Source organism: Vibrio sp. SCSIO 43009 (assembly GCF_023716525.1).
In the GTDB taxonomy this organism is placed as follows: domain Bacteria; phylum Pseudomonadota; class Gammaproteobacteria; order Enterobacterales; family Vibrionaceae; genus Vibrio; species Vibrio alginolyticus.
Genome location: NZ_CP071842.1, coordinates 2,522,687 through 2,545,908, shown reverse-complemented (window position 1 = coordinate 2,545,908; position 23,222 = coordinate 2,522,687). Strand labels below are relative to the sequence as shown.

Here is a 23,222-nt window from a genome sequence, read left to right as displayed (position 1 = left end):
GGTAGCGTATGGCCGGAATTAACAACGTTGGTCAAAGCGGCTTGTCCTATATCGACCAGCTTAAAAGTCTACAAGAGAGTAACAAGAAAGCGGAAGAGAGCACGGGTAAGCAGGACCTAAAACAGGAAGACTTCTTATCATTGCTCACGAAGCAACTGTCTCAGCAAGACCCTTTTAAGCCGGTAAGTAATGACCAGATGATTGCGCAAATGGCTTCATTTGCGACCGTTGATGGCATTGGCAAGATGAACACTCAGTTTGAGAGTTTGAATTCGTCAATGACATCAAATCAAGCGTTACAAGCTTCCTCTTTGGTAGGGCGTGACGTATTGGTCCCAGGAGCAGCAGGTGTGAAGCAGGACGACGCACCAATGGCGGCAATGGTTAAGCTTTCACAATCTATCGATAATCTGTTTGTTCGTGTAGAGGATGAAGCTGGCCAACTGGTTCGTACCTTTGAGGTAGGGGCGAAACCAGCCGGCGACACGCGTGTGCTTTGGGACGGTAAAGATGAAAGCGGAAATCCACTGCCAGCTGGCAAATACAAAGTGAAAGCGTCTGGCTTAGTTGAAGGGGAGTCGCAAGAGTTCCCAGTATCGACATACGCCAACGTAAACAGCGTATTGCTTGGCAAAGGTGACGGAAACGTATTACTCAATCTGGCTGGTTTTGAATCGCCAGTTCGACTTGCAGAAGTATTGGAAGTCGGCAAAGCGTAGTCATAGCTCGCTAGATTAGGAGATTTTGGAATGTCATATGTATCTTTAAGCGGTTTGTCCGCCGCCCAACTGGATTTGAACACCACCAGTAACAACATTGCGAACGCCAACACTTACGGCTTTAAAGAGTCCCGTGCTGAGTTTGCTGATGTCTACTCTAACTCTTTATTTACTAACGCAAAAACCACACCGGGTGGTGGTGCGCAAGCAAGCCAAGTGGCACAGCAGTTCCATGAAGGCTCTAGCATTTACACCAACAACCCAATGGATTTGCGTGTTTCGGGGACAGGTTTTTTCGCTGTAGCGAAAGAGCGTCTAACTCCACAACAGAATGAACTGACACGTAATGGTGCATTTCACTTAAATAAAGAAAACTACATGGTGACCGCGAACGACGAGTTCTTGTTAGGTTACCAAGTGGACCCAAGCTCTGGTGAGGTTTCTTCATACGAGCCACAACCCATCAATATTCCTGCTGAATTTGGTAAGCCAAAACAAACAGCAAACATTGAAGTGGGTGTGAACTTGCCAGCGAACGGCGATTTGAAAGATCCAACGCAGTTTGATTTTTCAGACCCAGATACATACAACCGTTCAACCTCTTCGACAATTTATGACTCGATGGGTCAGTCTTACAAGCTAACGACGTATTACTTGAAAGATCAGACTCAGCCAAATACATGGAACACTTACTACACCGTGACAGATAAAGAAGGTGAAAAGCCTTTAAATGTTGCGGCTGGTGATGCGCAAACGCCAACAGGTCATGTGGGGCATACCATGAAGTTCAACAACGATGGTACGTTGGCGAGCTTGAACAATGGTCAGCCAATCACTTCTGTGGCTCTGGGTGATCCGGCGACGAACACGACACCAGTCGATATGAATGGTGCCGATCCTGCGCAGACGCTTAACTTCGGCTTAGGCTCAGCAACACAGTTTGCGGCTCCGTTCGAACTGACTAAGTTTGACGAAGACGGTGCAACAACGGGCTTCCTAACCAAAGTTGACTTCGATGAAAACGGCAGCGTATTGGGGACTTACTCAAACGGTGAAAACGTTACATTGGGTCGTGTTGCTCTCGTACGTGTTCCAAACGAGCAAGGTCTGGATAAGAAAGGCGGCACTCAATGGGATTCAACGCAGTTCTCTGGTGACAAGATCTGGGGTGAATCAAACAAAGGCTCTTTCGGTACTATCAACAACGGTATGCTAGAGCAATCAAACATTGATATGACTCAGGAGTTGGTGGACCTGATCTCTGCTCAGCGTAACTTCCAAGCAAACTCACGTTCGCTAGAAGTACACAACCAACTACAACAGAATATCTTACAGATCCGCTAGAGCACTAGCTGGGTCATTCGATACTCTGCTTGAGTAAGCAATGGCGTGTGGTTGCTTCTTAGTAATTACCGCTTTGTTCACTTTCATCATGACATTCATCTGATGCTTAGCCTGAATACACCTCACTCAGGCTAAGCATGCTTTGACCTACGATTTGCCGCTGTTGCCGCCGTATGGATCAAAACCTTGCCTCTCGTTACAGTTTTCTGCCCCTATTGACCTCTTTTAATTGTTGATTGTTAATTCAAAGTATTGATTTATAAGTCCATTTTTGTTTTGGCATAACTATTGCTTTTACTCCGTGTACAGAGAGATTTTTTGGAGTAATTTATGGATCGCGCACTGTTTCTCGCAATGAGTGGCGCCAAGCAAAATATGCAGGCACTACAATTGCGCGCTAATAACTTGGCTAACGTAAGCACGACCGGATTTCGGGCTGATTTAGCACAGGCTCGCTCAATGCAGGCTTATGGTGAAGGCCATCCTTCACGTGTGTTCAGCATGACAGAGCGTCCAGGGCATAACTTTGCTCAAGGTAGCGTGATTACAACAGGGCGTGATCTGGATGTGACGATTGAAGGCAGCGGTTGGATATCGGTACTCGATCATACAGGGAAAGAAGGGTTGACCCGTAACGGCAACCTAAAAGTCGATCAAAATGGCATGCTTACGAACGCAAGTGGTCATTTGGTGCTGGGTGAAAACGACGCGCCGATTACTTTGCCTATTCCTCTCTCCAAAATTGAAATCGGTCGGGATGGCACCATCTCTGTACTTCCTCAAGGTGCCCCGGCAGAAGAATTCCAAGCGGTTGATCGCATTAAGCTTGTTAAGCCTAATGATCAAAGCTTGTTTAAAGACACCAATGGCTTATTTCGCCATAAAACTCCAAACCAACCTTACGAAGCAGACGCGACTGTTAGTCTCCAGACGGGAGCGATAGAAGGCAGTAACGTGAATGCCGTAGGTGAAATGACCGCATTGATTGACTTACAACGTCAGTTTGAAATGCAAGTCAAGATGATGAGCACAGCTGAAGAAATGGATAAATCTTCAGATTCACTGCTTCGTATGAGTTAACAGAGTTAGAGGTTCACTATGCATCCAGCACTATGGGTAAGTAAAACAGGTCTAGACGCCCAACAAACCAACATTGCCACGATTTCGAACAACTTGGCGAACGCTTCTACTGTCGGCTACAAAAAGAGCCGTGCAGTATTCGAAGATTTGTTCTATCAGAACATCAACCAACCTGGCGGCCAGTCATCTCAGAACACGGAACTGCCAAGTGGTTTGATGTTAGGTGCGGGTTCTAAAGTGGTTGCGACGCAAAAAGTGCACACGCACGGCAATGCACAGACAACGACTAACGCATTGGACATGATGGTGGAAGGCGACGGTTTTTTCCAAGTGACATTGCCGGACGGCAACATCGGTTATACCCGTAACGGTCAGTTCACGCTCAATGGTGAAGGCACGTTAGTCACGTCGGGTTCTGGCTACCCTGTAGAGCCTGAAATTGTGATTCCAGAAGATGCGATTTCTATTACTGTCGGTACGGATGGTGAAGTGTCGGTTCGCGTCCGAGGTCAGCAAGACAACCAAGTCGTTGGTCAGTTAACCATTACAGATTTTGTTAACCCGGGTGGCCTAGAGCCAATTGGTCAGAACCTTTACTTACCAACGGGGGCCAGTGGCGATCCACAAGAGGGTGTTCCCGGTTTGGACGGTTTGGGGGAAATTCGTCAATCCATGCTGGAAGCGTCCAACGTGAATGTAACAGAAGAGTTGGTCAACATGATCGAAGCCCAGCGCGTTTACGAAATGAACTCAAAAGTGATCTCGTCAGTCGATAAGATGATGAGCTTCGTTAACCAGCAATTGTAACGATTAAGAGCAAGATTTGAGGAGCTCACGATGAAACGTATTTGCCTACTCGCTTTGATTGCTACGATGTCGGGCTGTGCCATGTTGGAACCGATTGAAACGGATGAAGTGACACAAGCAACCACTGTGGTCGACGCAGTAGAAGGTGATAAATCGAAAGAAGAGAGCAGCGGTATTGTAGATACTTTACGTGGTAGAAGCGATCCGGTTGCTGGCGACCCTGCTTGGGCTCCAATTCATCCGAAAAACAAACCTGAGCATTACGCTGCTGCAACAGGTTCGTTGTTTAGCGCCGAGCACATTACCGATCTCTACGACGATTCTAAACCACGTGGTATTGGCGACATTATTACCGTAACACTTGATGAGACAACCAGTGCGACGAAAAGCGCAAATGCCGATTTATCGAAAACCAATGAAGCGCAAATGGACCCGCTTCAAGTGGGCGGAGAAGAGCTGAAAATTGGCGGAAAATATAATTTCTCTTATGACTTAAACAACTCCAACTCATTTGCAGGTGACTCTTCTGCAAAGCAGAGCAACAGCATCAGTGGTTACATCACTGTTGAGGTGATCGAAGTACTGGCAAACGGCAACCTCGTGATCCGCGGTGAGAAGTGGATGACGCTAAATACGGGTGATGAGTACATACGTTTAAGTGGCACTATTCGTCCGGATGATATTAATTTCGACAACACCATTGCATCAAATCGCGTTTCTAACGCAAGAATTCAGTACTCTGGCACTGGTTTGCAACAAGATATGCAAGAGCCAGGCTTCTTGGCACGATTCTTTAATGTAGCGCTATAACACGCCGTGCTGACGGCAATTTGACTGCAAGAGATAAGTAAGCATGAAAAAACTCCTTTTAGTACTGATGAGCGTTGCTCTGTTTTCTACCGTAGCCCAAGCCGCACGTATCAAAGACGTCGCGCAAGTGGCAGGTGTACGAAGCAACCAACTCGTGGGTTATGGTTTGGTTTCAGGCTTACCTGGTACGGGTGAAGCGAACCCGTTTACAGAGCAAAGTTTCGCCGCCATGCTGCAAAACTTCGGCATTCAGATGCCGCCGGGCACAAAGCCAAAAATTAAAAACGTTGCCGCAGTCATGGTTACGGCAGAATTGCCGCCTTTCTCTAAACCGGGTCAGCAAGTGGACGTGACTGTCTCTTCCATCGGAAGTGCTAAAAGTTTGCGTGGTGGCACCTTGCTGCAAACGTTCCTCAAAGGTCTCGACGGTCAAGTTTACGCGGTTGCTCAAGGTAACTTAGTAGTGAGCGGCTTCAGTGCTGAAGGCGCTGACGGTTCTAAAATCGTAGGTAACAATCCAACCGTTGGTCTTATCTCTAGTGGTGCGACAGTAGAGCGAGAAATTCCAAACCCATTTGGTCGTGGTGATTACATCACGTTCAACTTGCTTGAGTCAGACTTCACAACGGCTCAACGTATGGCGGATGCGGTAAACAACTTCCTTGGCCCACAAATGGCGAGCGCTGTTGACGCGACATCAGTGCGCGTGCGTGCTCCTCGTGACGTCAGCCAGCGTGTGGCGTTCTTATCGGCAATTGAAAACCTAGAATTCGACCCAGCAGATGGCGCAGCCAAAATCATCGTTAACTCTCGCACGGGTACCATCGTAGTTGGTAAGCATGTGCGTCTTAAACCAGCAGCAGTAACGCACGGCGGCATGACGGTTGCGATCAAAGAAAACCTGAATGTTAGCCAACCTAACGGCTTTTCTGGTGGGCAAACCGTTGTCGTACCAGACTCGGATATCGAAGTCAGCGAAGAGCAGGGCAAGATGTTTAAGTTCGAGCCAGGCTTAACGTTGGATGATTTGGTCCGTGCCGTGAACCAAGTCGGGGCTGCGCCTTCGGACTTGATGGCAATTTTACAAGCATTGAAGCAAGCTGGTGCCATTGAAGGCCAGTTGATCATCATTTAATGGTTAGGAGGTAGGTATAATGAACAATCCTAACGACATTGGTTTTATCCATGACATCAGTTCTCTGGATACTCTGCGTCAAAAAGCAGTGAAAGAGGGAAAAGATGGCGAGCAAGAAGCATTGCATGCGGCTGCTCGTCAGTTCGAATCGATCTTCACCTCCATGATGTTGAAATCCATGCGTGAAGCCAATGAGGGCTTTGAGTCCAACATGATGAACAGCCAAAACGAGAAGTTCTACCGACAAATGTTGGATGAACAGATGGCGAGTGAATTGAGTTCGTCTGGTTCAATGGGACTGGCCGATATGATTGTTAAGCAATTAACGGCTGGGCAAGGGAACGACAAAAAAGAAACGGCTATGCGTGATGCGGCAAACAATGCTGCGGAATATCGTCGTGTTGACCCGAAAAAAGCGCGCGAGATTGAACAGCGCTTGATTGAATCTGGTCAACTATCTCGACCAAGCAATGAACCCACTCGATTCGATTCACCAGAATCCTTTGTTAACTCGATGAAGCCATACGCGGAGAAAGCTGCGAAAGCCCTAGGAGTCGAGCCATCTCTGCTACTTGCGCAAGCCGCTTTGGAAACGGGGTGGGGGCAAAAGGTGGTGAAGAACGCGCGTGGCAGCAGCAACAACTTATTTAATATCAAAGCAGATCGAAGCTGGCAGGGTGACAAAGTGACGACTCAAACTTTAGAGTTCCACGATAACACGCCAGTGAAAGAGACGGCAGCGTTTCGCTCCTACTCAAGTTACGAAGACAGCTTTAATGACTTTGTACGATTTTTGAATGACAACCCACGTTACGAGACAGCATTGCAGCAACGCGGGAATTCAGAGTCGTTTATTCGCGGTATCCACAGTGCGGGTTACGCGACCGATCCGAACTACGCAGATAAAGTCCTGCAGGTGAAGGATAAAATCGAAAGTATGTAATGTCTCTGCGCCAATTTATGACGTTCTCGAAGGCTTGCCATAGTGCAAGCCTTCACTTTATCTGAATATCTACGCCTTTCTATCACTTGGCACATCTTTTGCTTTTAACGTGTCTAGGTGATCGGTTTTGCCGATTTATATTTCGTTTTTGGGGGCATGTATGGCGTCAGATCTTCTGAATGTAGGTACTCAAAGTGTGCTTACTGCTCAGAGACAATTAAACACCACTGGTCATAACATTTCTAATGTTAATACAGAGGGTTATAGCCGTCAGTCTGTTATCCAAGGCACGAATGATCCGCGCATGTTTGGTGGTTCTACCTACGGCATGGGTGTGCATGTGGAAAATGTTCGCCGCTCGTGGGATCAGTTTGCCGTGAATGAACTGAACCTGTCGTCGACCAACAATGCCAACAAAACGGATATCCAAGACAATCTTGATATGCTCTCTAGCATGTTGAGCTCTGTGGCATCGAAGAAAATTCCCGAGAACCTGAATGAGTGGTTCGATGCGGTAAAAACCATGGCAGATACCCCGAACGATTTAGGGGCACGAAAAGTGGTATTGGAAAAGGCGAAAATCTTCTCTGATACATTAAATGATTTCCATGAAACCGTTCGACTGCAATCTGATGTCACCAATAAAAAATTGGATATGGGCATTGAGCGCGTTAACCAACTTGCGTTGGAAATTCGCGATATTCATCGACTGATGATGCGTACTCCCGGTCCACATAATGACCTGATGGATCAGCATGAAAAGCTGGTTACTGAGCTGTCAGAGTACACCAAAGTTACCGTAACCCCACGCAAAAATGCAGAAGGGTTTAATGTTCATATCGGCAATGGACACACACTTGTTTCTGGCACGGAAGCAAGCCAGCTCAAAATGATCGATGGCTATCCGGATGTTCATCAAAGACGATTAGCAATGGTGGAAGGAAATGGCATTAAAGCGATCAAGTCTGATGATATGGATGGCAAAATCGGCGCTTTACTTGAAATGCGCGACAAACACATTCCACAACTGCAAGATGAAATGGGCCGTTTAGCGACGGGTTTCTCCTACAAAATTAATCAGCTGCAATCTCAAGGTCTGGATCTTAACGGTAAGATAGGTAAAGACGTATTTACCGACGTGAACTCTGAGCTGGTGGCAAAATCTCGAGTTTTTGCTGCGCCTGACTCTCAAGCTGATGTTGCGGTTTACATTGATGATATTTCAGCGATCAAAGGTGGTGAATATTCGCTACGTTATGATGGCGACCAGTATAGCGTGACAACACCGAAAGGTGAGCAAATGTCGTTGAACATTGATCAATCAGATTCTTCGTTTGTTCTGGATGGTATGAAAGTGCAAATCGGTGAAGGCCTTGCCGCCGGTGAGCGCGTATTGCTCCGCCCAACGAGAAGTGGTGCAGCCATCATAAAGATGGAAACCAATGATGCAAAAGCTATTGCCGCACAAAGTTATGAAGCCTCAACCACTTTTGCACAAGGTAACGCCAAGTTTAAAATTCGTGAGGCGGGGGATGTTAAAGAGTTTGAGGTTACCGTACAACCAGCCGACGAGAAGCATGATAAGCCGTGGTTAAAGATCACGGATAACAAGGGTAATTTACTATCGGACAAATACTCATACCCGTTAGATAAAGATAACCCGATGATTGAAATCTCAGTGCCGAAAAGCCATCCGCTGTATAAAAACGGCGATGCAACCGTGTTTGAGTTGACCGAAGGCGCACTGATGAATGATAAATTCACCGCAAACTTGGTGCCTTCTGAAGGTGGTAACGGCAACTTGAGAAAAATGCAGAAGATCCAAACAGACAAGATGATGGATGGAAAATCTAGTACCTTGATCGATGTTTATCATAACCTCAATACTGAAGTTGGACTGAAATCTTCTACAGCAAACCGTTTAGCCTCCGTCGCTCGTTTAGAGCATGAAGCGGCGCAAGAGCGCGTTGCTTCTATTTCTGGCGTTAACCTCGATGAAGAAGCGGCCAACATGATGAAGTTTCAACAAGCGTACATGGCTTCATCACGTGTGATGCAAGCGGCGAACGATACCTTCAATACCATTTTACAACTGAGGTAAGGAGAAGAGATAAGTGCTAACCCGAATTTCTAGTTTCCATAACTATCAGTCCGTACAAAATGATCTGCGTCGTCAAGAGAATAAGGTTCACCACAACCAAGAGCAGCTTGCTTCAGGGAAAAAGTTACTGAAACCTAGTGACGACCCCCTCGCTGCGCATTACATCCAAAACATTAGTCAGCAACAAGAACAGCTACAACAATATCTTAGCTCGATAGTGTTGGTGCGTAATCGTCTAGAAAACCACGAAGTTAATATCGCCAATGCGGAGAATTTTGCCGACGAGTCGAAGCGCTTAACGATGGAGATGATTAACGGTGCCTTTTCTGCTGAAGACCGACAAGCAAAGAAGCGTGAGCTAGAAGAGATTGCGAACAACTTCCTTAACTTGGTGAACTCGCAAGATGAATCTGGTAACTACGTGTTTGCTGGCACTAAGCCAAAAAGCCAACCATTTTATCGCGATAAAGATGGTAGCGTGCAATACGCTGGGGACGATTATCAGCGCAAAATGAAAGTCTCCAGCATGCTTGAGATGCCAATGAACGATCCCGGCAGCAAGCTGTTTATGGAGATACCAAACCCATTTGGCGACTATCAGCCAAATTACGATCTACAAAACGGCTCTGAGCTGTTGCTAAACAAAGCTACTAACGTTGACGCTAAGGATGATGCGGCGTATCGCGTGACATTTGTCGATATGAATAACGGCAAATTTGGTTACCAATTAGAGCGTAACGGCAAAGTAGTGGATGCCGATGAGTTTTCACCAGAGAAAGGGATTGAATACAAAGGCCTGAAAGTGCACGTAAAAGGCCAAATTACGCCTGGTGACAGCATTGAGATCGAAAAGCGGGCAGAGTTCAGCATTTTCGATACCTTCAAGGATGCAATGGCATGGTCAGACAAATCGGTTTCGGATACGTCGGCGACTGCTAAATTGCACCAAATGACAGAAGAATTCCACGCTGCTTTTATCCATTTGAATAAAGCGCGTACAGATGCCGGTGCTCGATTGAGTACGCTGGATATCCAAGAGCAAAATCATGAAGACTTTAATTTGTCTCTGGCAAAAGCGAAGAGCAACTTTGAGGACTTGGATTACTCCAAAGCCGTGATCGAGTTCAGTGAAAACTCGCGAGCGTTACAGGCATCGCAACAAGCATTCGGTAAGACCAAAGATCTAACGTTGTTTAACTACATCTAGTATGACACTCATACACATTGTCTGATTTTGATGCCTTATGTGCAAAGCCTTAAGCGCGATAAGTCGACGTAACCTGAGAGTCTGAGATGTCATGCGGCACGATTTTACCCAAAGCGGCAATGATGCGGGAGGCAAGTCGGGCGGCAACAGGGCAGCGTTCAATACCCTTGGGCTAAGATGAGGCTGACAAACCGGAAATAGCTTAATGATAAAGCTAACTTATTGTTTATTTGATTCTTTTAAAAGTAGTTAAATAATTTACGCAAGTTGGCACACAAATTGCATTGAAAATATCAGAACAGATTTAGAGATTCTAAACCCTGCGTTTAAGGCAGATTTAGCAAGTAACTTTTACGGTCAGTGCTTATCCAAATGAGAGTAAAGCTGGCCGCTTCGCAAAAGCTTGCGAACTCAACAGGAGAGCAAAATGGCTGTAACAGTTAGTACTAACGTCTCCGCGATGACCGCGCAGCGTTACCTAAACAAAGCGACTGATGAATTAAACACGTCGATGGAGCGCTTATCTTCAGGACATAAGATTAACAGTGCAAAAGATGATGCGGCAGGTCTACAGATCTCTAACCGCTTAACTGCACAGTCTCGTGGCCTAGATGTCGCAATGCGTAACGCGAACGATGGTATCTCGATTGCACAAACCGCTGAAGGTGCGATGAATGAGGCAACCTCTGTCATGCAACGAATGCGTGACCTTGCGATTCAATCATCGAACGGTACTAACTCTCCAGCTGAGCGTCAGGCGATCAACGAAGAGTCAATGGCATTGATTGACGAGCTAAACCGTATTGCGGAAACCACTTCATTTGGTGGTCGTCGTCTATTGAACGGCTCATTCGGTGAAGCGGCATTCCAGATTGGTGCGAGCTCAGGTGAAGCCATGATCATGGGACTCACCAGCATTCGTGCGGACGATACTCGCATGGGCGGTGTGACCTTCTTATCTGAGAACGGTAAAGATAAAAACTGGAGCGTTGACCCAGCTAAATCTGACTTGAAGATCACGCTACCAGGTATGGGTGAAGACGAAGACGGCAATGTTGATGATCTAGAAATCAACATTAATGCCAAAGCGGGCGACGACATCGAAGAGCTTGCCACTTACATTAATGGTCAGTCTGATATGATTAATGCGTCTGTAAGTGAAGATGGCAAGTTGCAAGTTTTTGTCGCGCATCCAAACGTTCAGGGTGAGATTTCTATTTCTGGTGGATTAGCATCTGAGCTTGGCCTGAGTGATGAACCTATCAGAACGTCAGTACAAGATATTGATATGACCACGGTACAAGGTTCTCAAAACGCGATTTCTGTGCTGGATTCGGCACTGAAATACGTAGACTCGCAACGTGCAGACTTAGGTGCGAAGCAAAACCGTTTGAGTCACAGCATCAACAACTTGGCGAATATCCAAGAAAACGTTGACGCATCGAACAGCCGAATTAAAGATACAGATTTTGCGAAAGAAACCACGCAAATGACCAAAGCACAAATTTTGCAACAAGCAGGTACATCGATTCTTGCTCAAGCGAAACAGTTGCCAAACTCTGCAATGTCACTATTGCAGTAGTTTACTTAGCCTGTACTCAATACATTCAGACGTGGATGGGAATGCAGGCTTTTGGCAAGCAGCTTTACAATAGAATGAGCGGCTCTCTCATCTCTCACCTGCCAATCATTTTCAATGTAAAGTTGCACTCGGTATGCCGGAAATGTGTTCATTTCTCTTGATCTCCACATAGGCTCTGGCGACCAACCTAGCCCCAGTTCTCTCAAAGGAAAAGGGGCTTTTTCTTTTCTAATCTTCACGTCTATCGTCTGCGAACTTACCTTTAATTGTTTCCTTTTGCTGATTTTCTATACAATTTAGCCCTCTCGGCTCGATTTGTGGAAACTTGAGCACTTTTTCTTACTTTTCTTCAATTTTATTAGCTAAATCTCGCAATGTTATTTTTTTAAACTTTTTTCTAAAGCTTCTGAATTTGGTGTCGTTAATAGAGGTAACTTTGAGAGAACTACTTGGTTTTCCGAGACGTCGGAAACCGCTACACCGGAAAATCAATTGGAGAAATCACCATGGCAGTGAATGTAAACACTAACGTATCAGCGATGACCGCTCAGCGTTACCTAAACAACGCAAACTCAGCTCAACAAACTTCTATGGAGCGTTTGTCTTCAGGTTTTAAAATCAACAGCGCAAAAGATGACGCTGCGGGTCTACAAATCTCGAACCGTTTGAACGTACAAAGCCGTGGTTTGGATGTAGCGGTTCGCAACGCGAACGACGGTATCTCGATTGCACAAACTGCTGAAGGTGCAATGAATGAGACCACTAATATTCTTCAACGTATGCGTGACTTGTCTCTGCAATCAGCAAACGGCTCAAACTCGAAATCAGAGCGTGTGGCGATTCAAGAAGAAGTGACCGCGCTCAACGACGAACTAAACCGTATCGCAGAAACCACTTCTTTCGGTGGTAACAAGCTACTAAACGGCACACACGGTGCGAAATCGTTCCAAATCGGTGCAGATAACGGTGAAGCAGTGATGCTTGAGCTAAAAGACATGCGTTCAGACAACAAAATGATGGGCGGTGTGAGCTACCAAGCTGAAAGTGGTAAAGGTAAAGACTGGAACGTTGCTGAAGGTAAGAACGACCTAAAAATCAACCTAACGGACAGCTACGGCCAAGAGCAAGAAATCAACATCAGCGCAAAGGCGGGTGACGATATCGAAGAGCTTGCGACTTACATTAACGGTCAAACTGACCTAGTGAAAGCCTCAGTAGACCAAGACGGTAAACTGCAAATCTTCGCTGGCAACAACAAAGTTGAGGGCGAGGTCGAGTTTTCAGGCGGTCTATCTGGTGAACTAGGTTTGGCGAAGGTAAAAAAGTAACAGTAGATACTATCGACGTAACCTCAGTTGGTGGCGCACAAGAATCTGTTGCTATCATCGATGCGGCACTGAAATACGTAGACAGCCACCGCGCAGAGCTAGGTGCATTCCAGAACCGTTTCAACCACGCAATCAGCAACTTGGACAACATTAACGAGAACGTGAATGCGTCGAAGAGCCGTATCAAAGATACAGATTTCGCGAAAGAAACGACGGCAATGACCAAATCACAAATTCTATCGCAAGCGTCAAGCTCAATCCTTGCGCAAGCGAAACAAGCGCCTAACTCAGCGCTAAGTCTGCTAGGTTAATCAATTTAACAAAGCAAGAAACCAAAGCCAGGCTCATCCCTGGCTTTTTGCTTATTGGCTATAACGATTCAGATGTGTCCTGACAGTATGTTCGATAAGGCATTCATATCGATTAGATGATCTCTTTAAATTCCAATGTTTCTGCGATGGTGGCGCAGAGACACCTGAGTCAAGCAGCTGCGCAAAATGTTGAGTCACAACGCAACCTAACTTCGGGGTTTCGAATCAACTCGGCGAGCGATGATGCGGCAGGTTTACAGATATCGAATACTCTCCATGTACAAACGAGAGGGCTTGATGTCGCCTTAAGAAATGCGCACGACGCTTTTTCTGTTGCTCAAACAGCGGAGGGAGCATTGCACGAAAGCAGTGACATATTGCAGCGCTTACGCTCTCTGGGGCTTCAAGCAGCAAACGGCAGTTATGACTCAAGTGATCGGCAAAGTATTCAATATGAGGTCGTAGCGCTGCAAGATGAGCTTGATCGTGTCGCGATTACGACAACATTTGGGGATAAAAACCTGTTTGATGGATCTTACGGTTCACAAAGTTTCCATATTGGCGCGAACGCTAATTCAATCTCTTTGACGTTACGTAACATGCGTAGCCACATCCCAGAGATGGGAGGGCAGCATTATGTTGGTGATGCGGTCGATAAAGATTGGCGAGTCACTGGAGATAACCAAACTCTCAAAGTCGAATACCAAGACAGTAAAGGGCAAACCCAAACGGAATCCATTGGACTCAAATTGGGTGACCGTATAGAACAGGTCGCCACTTACATCAATGCTCAACAATCGATAGTGAATGCTTCAGTAACGGAAAACAATGAACTGCAATTCTTCGCTTCTACGATGAAGGCGCCAGAGGGTGTGGTTCTCGAAGGGAGTTTAGCGGATGAGCTTGATGTGAGCGCTGGTCAATTAGTCACAATGGATGACATCGATATGTCGACGGCAGGTAAGGCGCAGCTTTCAATTGGGGTGATTGATGCAGCAATTAAGTACGTTGATTCGCACCGAAGTGAAATTGGCAGCTTTCAGAACCGTGTAAATGGTTCGGTGGATAACTTAAATACTGTGAATCAGAGTGTTACAGAATCCAAGAGTCGAATAAGAGATACAGACTTCGCAAGAGAATCTACGGAAATGGTGCGTTCTCAAGTGCTCCAAGATGCGACAACTGCGTTATTGGCTCAGGCAAAGCAAAGGCCGAGTTCGGCACTTGGATTACTTAGCTGAGCGGGTTTCAGCGATGCCCATCGCTCAAAAAAAGTCAGATAATAAAAAACGCTGCCATTGGCAGCGTTTTTTTCGTGTTCGATTAAGTAAAAATTACTTAGTTACACGTAGAACTGGAGTTTCACCAACAGTTACAGAACCAGAAAGCTTGTTTAGCTCTTTGATTTCGTCCATGTTAGAGATAACAACTGGAGTTAGCGTTGACTTCGCTTTCTCTTCTAGAAGAGCTAGATCGAATTCAATTACAGTGTCGCCAGCTTTAACAGTTTGACCTTCTTCAGCGATACGCGTGAAGCCTTCGCCTTTTAGTTCAACTGTGTCGATACCGAAGTGAACGAAAAGCTCAACACCGTCGTCAGACTCGATAGAGAACGCATGGTTAGTTTCGAAGATCTTACCGATAGTACCGTTTACAGGAGCTACCATTTTGTTGCCTGCTGGCTTGATAGCAATACCGTCACCAACGATTTTCTCAGCGAAAACAACATCTGGCACGTCTTCGATGTTTACAATCTCACCAGAAAGTGGCGCGATGATTTCGATAGCACCAGCGTCAGCGCTGTCATCAGATACAAGCTTCTTAAGTTTGTCAAACAGACCCATTGTGTCATGCTCCTAAGGTTTGGTTTTATTCTGTCGAATTATAGTATACCAATATAGCTCATTAGACGACTTTTTTCGCCGTCTAATGGCCATTAAGTATTGAATTACTTGGTACTACCGATTACTGAGCTTTCTCAGCAATAAACTTTTCTACCACGGCTTCGATTTCTTCTGCTGTTGGTAGAGAAAGGGCTTCTTCAGCCATTGCTTTCACTTCTGCGAAGTTAGAGTTACGAACTACTTTCTTCACTTTAGGGATTGAAATGCCGCTCATTGAGAACTCGTCCAGACCCATACCTAGAAGTAGAAGTGTTGCACGCTCGTCACCTGCAAGTTCACCACACATACCAGTCCATTTACCTTCTGCGTGAGAAGCGTCGATAACTTGCTTGATCACAGTAAGTACAGCAGGTGATAGTGGGTTGTATAGGTGAGAAATCATCTCGTTACCACGGTCAACCGCTAGTGTGTACTGAGTTAGGTCGTTTGTACCGATAGAGAAGAAAGACACTTCCTTCGCTAAGTGGTGTGCGATCGCAGCAGCAGCAGGAGTTTCAACCATAACACCGATTTCGATGTTTTCGTCGAACGCGTGGCCTTCAGCGCGTAGCTCTTCTTTGTACTCTTCGATCGCTTTCTTAAGCTCACGGATTTCTTCGACAGAGATTATCATTGGGAACATGATACGCAGTTTGCCGTGTGCAGAAGCACGTAGAATGCCACGTAGCTGATCACGAAGGATTTCACGACGATCCAGACTGATACGTACAGCGCGCCAGCCTAGGAATGGGTTCATCTCTTTTGGAAGATCCATGTATGGGAGATCTTTATCGCCGCCGATATCCATAGTACGGATGATCACAGCTTGACCGTTCATTGCTTCCGCAACTTCTTTGTACGCTTGGTACTGTTCTTCTTCAGTTGGTAGCGCAGTACGGTCCATAAATAGGAATTCAGTACGGTACAGACCAACACCTTCACCGCCGTTACGAAGGATACCGTCACAGTCTTTCACTGTACCGATGTTACCGCAAACTTCTACACGGTGACCGTCAGTCGTTTCTGCGTGTAGGTCTTTCAGTTTCGCTAGCTCTTCTTTTTCAGCTAGGAATGCTGCTTTAACCGCTTTCGCTTCTTCTAGCTCAGCTTCTGATGGGTTAACAACAATCTTGTTGTTCATTGCGTCAAGAATCAGCATGTCGCCATTCTTAACTTTCTTCGTGATGTCGTTAGTACCAACGATAGCTGGAAGCTCAAGTGAGCGAGCCATGATTGAAGTGTGAGATGTACGACCGCCGATATCACAAGCAAAACCAAGCACGTAGTCTAGGTTGATTTGTGCAGTTTCAGATGGCGTTAGGTCGTAAGCAACAAGAATTACTTCTTCGTTGATATCGCTAAGCGAAACAATGTTGATGCCTAGTGCGTTCTTAACAAAACGAGAACCGATATCGCGGATGTCAGTTGCACGCTCTTTTAAGTATTCGTCGTCTAGAGACTCAAGAGCACATGCTTGCTCTTCGATCACTGAGTGGATAGCGTGATCAGCAGTCATCTTGTCGTTTTTGATAAGTGCTAGGATTTCCTCTTCTAGCTCTTCGTCTTCAAGAAGCATGATGTGACCTTCAAAGATCGCTTCTTTTTCTTCGCCAAACGTTTCAAGCGCTTTTTGCTTGATAGTTTCTAGCTGAGCTGCAGATTTGTTACGAGCGTCAAAGAAACGCTGAACTTCAGCTTCTACTTGATCGTCAGAAATAGTGTTTGTGTTTAGGACAATTTCATCTTCTTGAAGTAGTAGTGCTTTACCGATTGCAATACCAGGAGATGCTAGGATGCCTGAAATCATAGCCTTACCTTAAGTTTGGTCAACTTTATAAAACGGGAGAATAATGGGTGCGCTAACGAATAGTTTTAGCTTAGTTTTGAGCCTATTTCCAACGAAGCCATTTTGCTTTCACAAAATGGCTTCTGGAGTAGGAGACCGGATTAGTGTAGTTGGTCCATTAGAGCAACTAGGTGGTCAACTGCTTGCTGAGCTTGTGGGCCTTCAGCAGAAATAGTAACTTGAGTACCTTTTACTAGGCCTAGTGTTTGTAGTTTGAACAGGCTCTTAGCGCTAGCGCTTTTACCGTTAGAAGTCACAGTGATGTCTGCGTCGAATGCTTTTGCTTCTTTAACAAACTGTGCAGCTGGACGAGTGTGAAGGCCGTTTTCTGCTGTGATTTCTACTTGCTTCTCGTACATGTGATATACCCCAATAAATGTATTTTTTTGTTAGTTTGTGACCAGATTTTAGCTTAACTGCTTTACATCTTGTGCGCTAGCACGGGAAGAGTTCAAAGCGCGTCAGTTCTGATACTAGTCAAAAGTTTGGTAACTACGCAACTGTTTGCGTGCGTAATCACTTTGAAACCTTTTTGTGTTCTGCTTCTTTATTTTGAAGCTAGAAATAAAACACCCTGATATTACCAAAGGTAGGGCAGGGATCAACAAAAAAGCCCCTAAACGGGGCTTTTTTAAACTAAAAATTGATTTGAACACATATTATTGTTGGTTCTCTTTTTCGGTAAAGATACCTGCAAAGAGTGCTGTACTTAGGTAACGCTCACCGGAACTTGGCAAGACAGTTACAATTGTTTTTCCTTCAAATTCAGGTAGTTCTGCAAGTCGGTTCGCTGCAACAACCGCTGCGCCAGATGAGATACCAGCTAGGATACCTTCCTCTTCCATTAGGCGACGAGCCATCTCAATCGCTTCTTCTGAGGTAACTTGCTCAACACGGTCAATAATGTCTAAATCGAGGTTACCAGGGATGAAACCAGCACCGATACCTTGAATTTTGTGTGGGGCAGGTTGGATTTCTTCGCCAGCAAGTGCTTGTGCAATAACCGGAGACTCTGCTGGCTCAACTGCAACAGAAGTGATGGCTTTGCCTTTTTCACCTTTGATGTAACGGCTTGTACCTGTGATAGTACCGCCCGTACCAACACCAGCAACGAATACGTCGATTTCACCGTCTGTCGCTTCCCAAATCTCAGGGCCCGTAGTCTTTTCGTGGATTTCTGGGTTCGCTGGGTTGTCAAATTGTTGAAGAAGTAGGTACTTCTCAGGGTTGCTTGCTACGATTTCTTCTGCTTTAGCAATCGCCCCTTTCATGCCTTTCGCCGCTTCAGTCAGCTCGAGGTTCGCGCCTAGTGCTTTTAGTAGCTTACGGCGTTCTAGGCTCATTGATTCAGGCATGGTCAATGTTAGCTTGTAACCGCGAGCAGCCGCTACGAATGCTAGAGCAACACCTGTGTTACCACTGGTAGGTTCTACAAGCTCTACACCTGGCTTAAGAAGGCCCGCTTTCTCTGCTTCCCAAATCATGTTTGCACCGATACGGCACTTAACACTGAAGCTAGGGTTACGCGCTTCAATTTTCGCGAGAACTTTGCCTTTACTTACTTTGTTTAGACGAACGAGAGGTGTATTACCAATAGTAAGAGAGTTATCTTCGTAGATTTTGCTCATAGTGATGTTCCTTCATTACACGTTGTGTGAATATGGATAGAAGAATATGCGGTATGAAAAAAAGGGAAAAGGATTAAAAAGTTATATCTTATTAGGTTGGCCCAGAACTTGATAAAAGAAAAGGGAAAAGCTGGCGCTGATCCCTTTCCTTAATCTCTAATCGACTATCGTTGGTGCTTAAACTCCGCGACCCACATAGCGGTTGCACCACATATTGCTACAGGCATGACAATGAGGTTCAAAATTGGGATCGTCGTAAATACAGACACCAATACCCCAAAGCCATAGGCCTTACCTTGCTTTTGTTTCAATTTGTAACGCATGTCGTTAAATGGGATTTTGTGGTTATCAAACGGGTAGTCACAATATTGAATCGCGAGCATCCAGGCGGTAAAGATAAACCATAAAAATGGGCCTACTGTTTGTCCAAGGGCAGGGATGAGCAATAACAGGAATAGGCCTATTGCTTTAGGTAAAATGTAAAGGAGCTTTCTCCACTCACGAGCTAAAACGCGAGGAACATCTTTCAGGACGGCAGTGAAACCATCATCATTTACTTTTTGTCCCGTTAAGTACTCTTCCACTTTTTCAGCCAAGAGGCCATTGAATGGCGCGGCGATAAAGTTCGCGAGCGTGCTGAAAAAATAGGAGAAGGTAGCGAGTATCGTTAGAGCGAGTAAAGGCCAAAGAATGTAAGTTAACCAGGATAAAAACTCAGGCAGCTGCCCAATCCAGCCTTCTATCCATATATTAAGGTTTGAAAATAGATAGAAGATGGCGCCACCTACAAGCAAGATATTTGCAAGTAGAGGTAAGATGACAAAGCGCCTGATTTTAGGGGCTAGTGCCAATTGTATCCCGTATAGAAAATAACCGAACCCGGTTCTCTGCTGATTGTTTTTCTTCATGTCTATTTTGGCTTCGTGTAAATGAAAACTCATTGTACCTGTGAGGACTTTTCTTTCAAAGCCCTGACAAATGACGTCTTGTTAAGTGGAATCGTGGCAAGAATCACAACAAAAAACGGAACTTCTTGCATTAAGTTGTTCTAAATCTACATATAGTTTTGGTAAAGTAAACGTATCATTCAGATTTATTGCACTTGGGTTGCTGCTCAAGGAACTGCGAGTAGTAAAAACAAGTATATTGAGAGTAAATAATGCAGGAATTGCGATTCGTACTCATTGTTGTTGGCGCATTAGCCATCGCGGCATTACTGTTTCATGGTTTATGGAGCAGTAAAAAAGAAGGCAAAGCAAAGTTTGGTAACAAGCCACTTGGTAAGCTGGATGTTGACCAAGAAGACAAAAATGATCTTGTTGAGAAAGAACGAGACTTCGCTCCCGCTCCTGAAGATGACTTTGAGATCATTCGCAAAGATCGCAAAGAACCAGATTTTGGGATGGCGAGTTCTTTCGACAACAAGTTTGAATCTGACCCGTTATTCGGTGGTCCATCTGAAGTCAAACAGACGCAGCAGGAGCCGGATGACATCCCTTCATTTGTTGCAGAAAAAGATAAAGAAGAGGACGTTGAGCCTGTTGTTCAAGCAACAGTAGCTGAAGAGCCATTCCAGCCTGCTGTGGAAGAAGAAGTTATTCCCGCCGCGTTTGATATTACGGAGAAAGAACAGCAAGTCGAAACGGTTAGTGAGCCTGTCGTTGCAGAGCCTAAGGAAGAGCCAAAGCCAGAACCTGAAATGCAAGTGATTGTATTGAATGTGCACTGTGCTGGTGAAGAGCCATTTGTTGGTACTGCTTTATTTGAAAGTATGCAACAAAACGGTCTAATTTATGGCGAGATGGATATTTTCCATCGTCATGTCGACTTGTCCGGTAACGGCAAAGTGCTGTTTAGCGTCGCTAATATGATGCACCCTGGTACGTTTGAACATGCTGATCCTGCTGAGTTTACAACGAAGGGTATTTCATTCTTCATGACATTGCCTTGTTATGGCGAGGCTGAACAGAACTTCAACTTAATGCTCCGAACTGCGCAGCAAATTGCTGATGACTTAGGTGGTAACGTACTTGATGACCAGCGCAACTTAATGACGCCAGATCGTTTAGCATCTTATCGACGTCAAATAGTTGAGTTTAATGCCGCTAACGCATAATCTTAACAGCAAATAATAATAGGGCTCCGGATGGAGCCCTTTTTCTTGGATTTCCCAACCTCACCGATTGAAAATACACGGGGCTTTACTATGTCTGAATCAGTACTTCAGCGACTAGAAGAACTAAAAGAGTCGTTGCATTACCACGCTGTGCGTTACTACGTGGAAGATAACCCAGAGATCCCTGATGCCGAGTACGACCGTTTAATGCGAGAGTTACTGGATATTGAAGCTGAGAACCCTGACTTAATAACCGTAGACTCGCCAAGCCAACGTGTCGGTGGGCAACCTCTCTCTGCGTTTAGCCAAGTGACACATGAAGTACCGATGCTTTCGCTTGATAACGCGTTTGATGATAGTGAACTCGATAGTTTCCACAAGCGCGCACAAGAGCGCGTGGGCAGCCAGAGTGTGAAAGAATACTGTTGTGAGCCTAAATTGGATGGACTCGCCGTAAGTTTGTTATATGAGAATGGCGTTTTAGTTCAGGCGGCCACTCGAGGCGATGGTACTACGGGTGAAAACATCACAGAGAATGTGCGTACGATTAAAGCTATTCCTTTAAAACTCAGAGGTAATGACTGGCCAAATCGTCTTGAAGTTCGTGGTGAAGTCTTTATGCCGAAAGCTGGGTTTGAAAAGCTCAATGAATTAGCAAGGAAGAAAGGCGAGAAAATCTTTGTTAATCCACGTAACGCTGCGGCAGGTAGCTTACGACAATTGGATTCACGTATTACGGCTTCTCGTCCGCTTAGCTTCTATGCATACAGTGTAGGCGTGGTGCAAGGTGCAGAATTGGCAGCAAGTCATTACGAACGCTTTTTGCAAATCAAATCTTGGGGACTGCCAATGTGTCCGGAAACTAAGCGAGTTGAAAGCTTGGCGGATGTAAAAGCTTACTACCAAGATATATTGCAGCGTCGTGATGCCCTCCCTTATGAGATCGATGGTGTCGTTATTAAAATTGACGATATTGCCGTGCAAGAGCGTCTGGGTTTTGTTGCTCGCGCTCCACGTTGGGCGATTGCCTACAAATTTCCAGCTCAGGAAGAAATGACGACACTGAATGAAGTGGAGTTCCAAGTCGGTCGCACTGGTGCGATTACACCTGTTGCTAAACTAGAGCCTGTATTTGTTGGTGGGGTAACGGTAAGTAATGCGACGCTTCATAACGCAGATGAGATAGAACGTCTGCAAGTCAAGATTGGTGATCACGTTGTGATCCGCCGTGCTGGCGATGTTATTCCGCAAGTCGTTTCTGTCATCAAAGAGCGTCGACCAGAAACAGCTCGAGATATTGTTTTCCCAACTCAGTGTCCTGTTTGTGGTTCGCATGTTGAGCGGATCGAAGGAGAAGCGGTAACACGTTGTATGGGGGGCTTAGTTTGCCAAGCCCAACGCAAACAAGCGCTAAAACACTTTGTTTCTCGTAAAGCGTTAGACGTTGACGGTTTAGGCGATAAAGTGATCGAGCAGCTTGTTGATCGTGAGATGGTGAAAACTCCTGCTGACTTATTTAAGTTATCAGCGGGGATTTTAACCGTACTAGATCGCATGGGGCCAAAGTCTGCGCAGAATATTGTGAATGCGTTAGAAAAATCCAAAGAAACAACTTTACCTCGGTTTTTGTATTCACTGGGGATCCGTGAAGTTGGCGAGGCAACCGCAGCAAACTTAGCAATGCACTTTAAAACGTTGGGAGCGATCCAAAATGCTACCGAAGAGCAGTTGATTGAAGTGCAAGACATCGGTGCTGTGGTTGCTCAACATATTACGACTTTCTTTAGTGAAGAACAGAACCAAGCGGTGGTTAAAGATTTGCTTGAACAAGGAATTCATTGGCCAGAGATTAATACTACTGAGCAGGTGGGGGAATTACCATTAGAAGGTAAAACAGTAGTATTAACGGGAACACTTTCTCAACTGGGGCGTACAGAAGCCAAAGAAGCCCTCCAAGCACTGGGGGCTAAAGTGACGGGTAGTGTTTCTAAGAAAACCGATATTTTGTTTGCTGGTGAAAATGCAGGTTCGAAGCTCGCAAAGGCACAAGAACTGGGTATCGAAATTAAAACAGAACAAGACTTACTCGAATTGATGAATTAAGTCTTCTCAAAAAAGCTAAAAAATAACTAAAAGCCCCGTATGGTAAGCATGCGGGGCTTTTTCTTGTTCATAATTAAGTGTTTTTTTATTGAGTAATTGATGCCTTTGTTCTTTTCAGTGATCAAGATCGAACCTTGGGTTATTGGTTTTTTTGGCTTTTTTAGTCTGCGAGTGACTTCAAGTTGATACTTTCAGGCTAAATTTAAATGTTTGATTTTAAATGATATTTTGTTGAGTTGTGTTGGTGTTGTTAAAAATAAGATCTGGATCAATAAGTTA

18 protein-coding genes and 1 pseudogene are annotated in these 23,222 nt (G+C 45.3%); 14 read left to right on the top strand and 5 right to left on the bottom strand.

The annotated features are described in order from the left end of the window. Positions 1 to 8: 8 nt before the first annotated feature. The 12 genes and pseudogenes from flgD to J4N43_RS11705 all read left to right on the top strand — a co-directional run bounded on the left by flgD (position 9) and on the right by J4N43_RS11705 (position 14,608). The gene (gene flgD, locus J4N43_RS11760; RefSeq protein ID WP_005382029.1) at positions 9 to 719 is read left to right on the top strand and encodes a flagellar hook assembly protein FlgD; all 711 of its coding nucleotides are present in this window, start codon (positions 9 to 11) and stop codon (positions 717 to 719) included. A gap of 30 nt (positions 720 to 749) precedes the next feature. Next, positions 750 to 2,063, top strand: coding sequence for a flagellar hook protein FlgE (gene flgE, locus J4N43_RS11755; RefSeq protein ID WP_005382030.1), 1,314 nt, complete (start codon positions 750 to 752; stop codon positions 2,061 to 2,063). Positions 2,064 to 2,393: 330 nt separating this feature from the next. Then, complete coding sequence (gene flgF / locus J4N43_RS11750; RefSeq protein ID WP_005382031.1) at positions 2,394 to 3,143, top strand: flagellar basal-body rod protein FlgF; 750 nt, start codon at positions 2,394 to 2,396, stop codon at positions 3,141 to 3,143. Positions 3,144 to 3,161: 18 nt separating this feature from the next. Further along, complete coding sequence (gene flgG, locus J4N43_RS11745) at positions 3,162 to 3,950, top strand: flagellar basal-body rod protein FlgG (protein WP_005382032.1); 789 nt, start codon at positions 3,162 to 3,164, stop codon at positions 3,948 to 3,950. Positions 3,951 to 3,980: 30 nt separating this feature from the next. Further along, positions 3,981 to 4,760: a flagellar basal body L-ring protein FlgH gene (gene flgH, locus J4N43_RS11740; protein WP_017634834.1), complete on the top strand. Its 780-nt coding sequence runs from the start codon at positions 3,981 to 3,983 to the stop codon at positions 4,758 to 4,760. 43 nt (positions 4,761 to 4,803) lie between these two features. Further along, complete coding sequence (locus tag J4N43_RS11735) at positions 4,804 to 5,895, top strand: flagellar basal body P-ring protein FlgI (protein WP_005393118.1); 1,092 nt, start codon at positions 4,804 to 4,806, stop codon at positions 5,893 to 5,895. 16 nt (positions 5,896 to 5,911) lie between these two features. Further along, on the top strand, positions 5,912 to 6,838 hold the full coding sequence (gene flgJ, locus J4N43_RS11730) for a flagellar assembly peptidoglycan hydrolase FlgJ (RefSeq protein ID WP_031779079.1): 927 nt from the start codon (positions 5,912 to 5,914) through the stop codon (positions 6,836 to 6,838). A 160-nt stretch (positions 6,839 to 6,998) separates the two neighbouring features. After that, positions 6,999 to 8,939 carry a flagellar hook-associated protein FlgK gene (gene flgK, locus J4N43_RS11725; RefSeq protein ID WP_158159581.1) on the top strand — a complete coding sequence of 647 codons (1,941 nt, stop codon included), beginning with the start codon at positions 6,999 to 7,001 and terminating at the stop codon, positions 8,937 to 8,939. A 13-nt stretch (positions 8,940 to 8,952) separates the two neighbouring features. Further along, positions 8,953 to 10,146 (top strand): flagellar hook-associated protein FlgL, encoded by a 1,194-nt coding sequence (flgL, locus tag J4N43_RS11720; protein ID WP_005382037.1) that lies wholly within the window; start codon positions 8,953 to 8,955, stop codon positions 10,144 to 10,146. 427 nt (positions 10,147 to 10,573) lie between these two features. Beyond that, a complete protein-coding gene (locus J4N43_RS11715) occupies positions 10,574 to 11,728 on the top strand; it encodes a flagellin (RefSeq protein ID WP_005382038.1) in 1,155 nt (384 codons plus the stop codon). Between the two features lie 506 nt (positions 11,729 to 12,234). Next, positions 12,235 to 13,367: pseudogene (locus J4N43_RS11710) on the top strand (flagellin). A 116-nt stretch (positions 13,368 to 13,483) separates the two neighbouring features. Next, positions 13,484 to 14,608 carry a flagellin gene (locus J4N43_RS11705; protein ID WP_047102906.1) on the top strand — a complete coding sequence of 375 codons (1,125 nt, stop codon included), beginning with the start codon at positions 13,484 to 13,486 and terminating at the stop codon, positions 14,606 to 14,608. A 93-nt stretch (positions 14,609 to 14,701) separates the two neighbouring features. On the opposite strand, the gene crr is transcribed toward J4N43_RS11705, so the two are convergent. From crr to cysZ, 5 genes are all read right to left on the bottom strand, one after another. After that, positions 14,702 to 15,211 (bottom strand): PTS glucose transporter subunit IIA, encoded by a 510-nt coding sequence (crr, locus tag J4N43_RS11700; protein WP_005382041.1) that lies wholly within the window; start codon positions 15,209 to 15,211, stop codon positions 14,702 to 14,704. Between the two features lie 121 nt (positions 15,212 to 15,332). After that, the gene (ptsI, locus tag J4N43_RS11695) at positions 15,333 to 17,057 is read right to left on the bottom strand and encodes a phosphoenolpyruvate-protein phosphotransferase PtsI (protein WP_005389298.1); all 1,725 of its coding nucleotides are present in this window, start codon (positions 17,055 to 17,057) and stop codon (positions 15,333 to 15,335) included. Between the two features lie 140 nt (positions 17,058 to 17,197). Beyond that, positions 17,198 to 17,455 carry an HPr family phosphocarrier protein gene (locus J4N43_RS11690; RefSeq protein ID WP_005382043.1) on the bottom strand — a complete coding sequence of 86 codons (258 nt, stop codon included), beginning with the start codon at positions 17,453 to 17,455 and terminating at the stop codon, positions 17,198 to 17,200. 300 nt (positions 17,456 to 17,755) lie between these two features. Continuing rightward, the gene (cysK, locus tag J4N43_RS11685) at positions 17,756 to 18,724 is read right to left on the bottom strand and encodes a cysteine synthase A (RefSeq protein WP_005382045.1); all 969 of its coding nucleotides are present in this window, start codon (positions 18,722 to 18,724) and stop codon (positions 17,756 to 17,758) included. Between the two features lie 164 nt (positions 18,725 to 18,888). Beyond that, entirely contained in the window at positions 18,889 to 19,632 is a 744-nt protein-coding gene (cysZ, locus tag J4N43_RS11680; RefSeq protein ID WP_025767003.1) for a sulfate transporter CysZ, read from the bottom strand. Between the two features lie 251 nt (positions 19,633 to 19,883). Here cysZ and zipA point away from each other — a divergent pair, with 251 nt between their 5' ends. Both zipA and ligA read left to right on the top strand, forming a co-directional pair. After that, positions 19,884 to 20,840 carry a cell division protein ZipA gene (zipA, locus tag J4N43_RS11675; protein ID WP_017819969.1) on the top strand — a complete coding sequence of 319 codons (957 nt, stop codon included), beginning with the start codon at positions 19,884 to 19,886 and terminating at the stop codon, positions 20,838 to 20,840. A gap of 90 nt (positions 20,841 to 20,930) precedes the next feature. Further along, a complete protein-coding gene (gene ligA / locus J4N43_RS11670; protein WP_017819968.1) occupies positions 20,931 to 22,943 on the top strand; it encodes an NAD-dependent DNA ligase LigA in 2,013 nt (670 codons plus the stop codon). The last annotated feature ends 279 nt before the right edge of the window (positions 22,944 to 23,222 follow it).

Bases quoted from the DNA above. Each gene is read 5' to 3' on its own strand.
- flgD (WP_005382029.1), top strand. From the start codon at position 9: ATGGCCGGAATTAACAACGTTGGTCAAAGCGGCTTGTCCTATATCGAC.
- flgE (WP_005382030.1), top strand. From the start codon at position 750: ATGTCATATGTATCTTTAAGCGGTTTGTCCGCCGCCCAACTGGATTTG.
- flgF (WP_005382031.1), top strand. From the start codon at position 2,394: ATGGATCGCGCACTGTTTCTCGCAATGAGTGGCGCCAAGCAAAATATG.
- flgG (WP_005382032.1), top strand. From the start codon at position 3,162: ATGCATCCAGCACTATGGGTAAGTAAAACAGGTCTAGACGCCCAACAA.
- flgH (WP_017634834.1), top strand. From the start codon at position 3,981: ATGAAACGTATTTGCCTACTCGCTTTGATTGCTACGATGTCGGGCTGT.
- J4N43_RS11735 (WP_005393118.1), top strand. From the start codon at position 4,804: ATGAAAAAACTCCTTTTAGTACTGATGAGCGTTGCTCTGTTTTCTACC.
- flgK (WP_158159581.1), top strand. From the start codon at position 6,999: ATGGCGTCAGATCTTCTGAATGTAGGTACTCAAAGTGTGCTTACTGCT.
- J4N43_RS11715 (WP_005382038.1), top strand. From the start codon at position 10,574: ATGGCTGTAACAGTTAGTACTAACGTCTCCGCGATGACCGCGCAGCGT.
- J4N43_RS11705 (WP_047102906.1), top strand. From the start codon at position 13,484: ATGATCTCTTTAAATTCCAATGTTTCTGCGATGGTGGCGCAGAGACAC.
- crr (WP_005382041.1), bottom strand. From the start codon at position 15,211: ATGGGTCTGTTTGACAAACTTAAGAAGCTTGTATCTGATGACAGCGCT.
- ptsI (WP_005389298.1), bottom strand. From the start codon at position 17,057: ATGATTTCAGGCATCCTAGCATCTCCTGGTATTGCAATCGGTAAAGCA.
- J4N43_RS11690 (WP_005382043.1), bottom strand. From the start codon at position 17,455: ATGTACGAGAAGCAAGTAGAAATCACAGCAGAAAACGGCCTTCACACT.
- cysK (WP_005382045.1), bottom strand. From the start codon at position 18,724: ATGAGCAAAATCTACGAAGATAACTCTCTTACTATTGGTAATACACCT.
- cysZ (WP_025767003.1), bottom strand. From the start codon at position 19,632: ATGAAGAAAAACAATCAGCAGAGAACCGGGTTCGGTTATTTTCTATAC.
- zipA (WP_017819969.1), top strand. From the start codon at position 19,884: ATGCAGGAATTGCGATTCGTACTCATTGTTGTTGGCGCATTAGCCATC.
- ligA (WP_017819968.1), top strand. From the start codon at position 20,931: ATGTCTGAATCAGTACTTCAGCGACTAGAAGAACTAAAAGAGTCGTTG.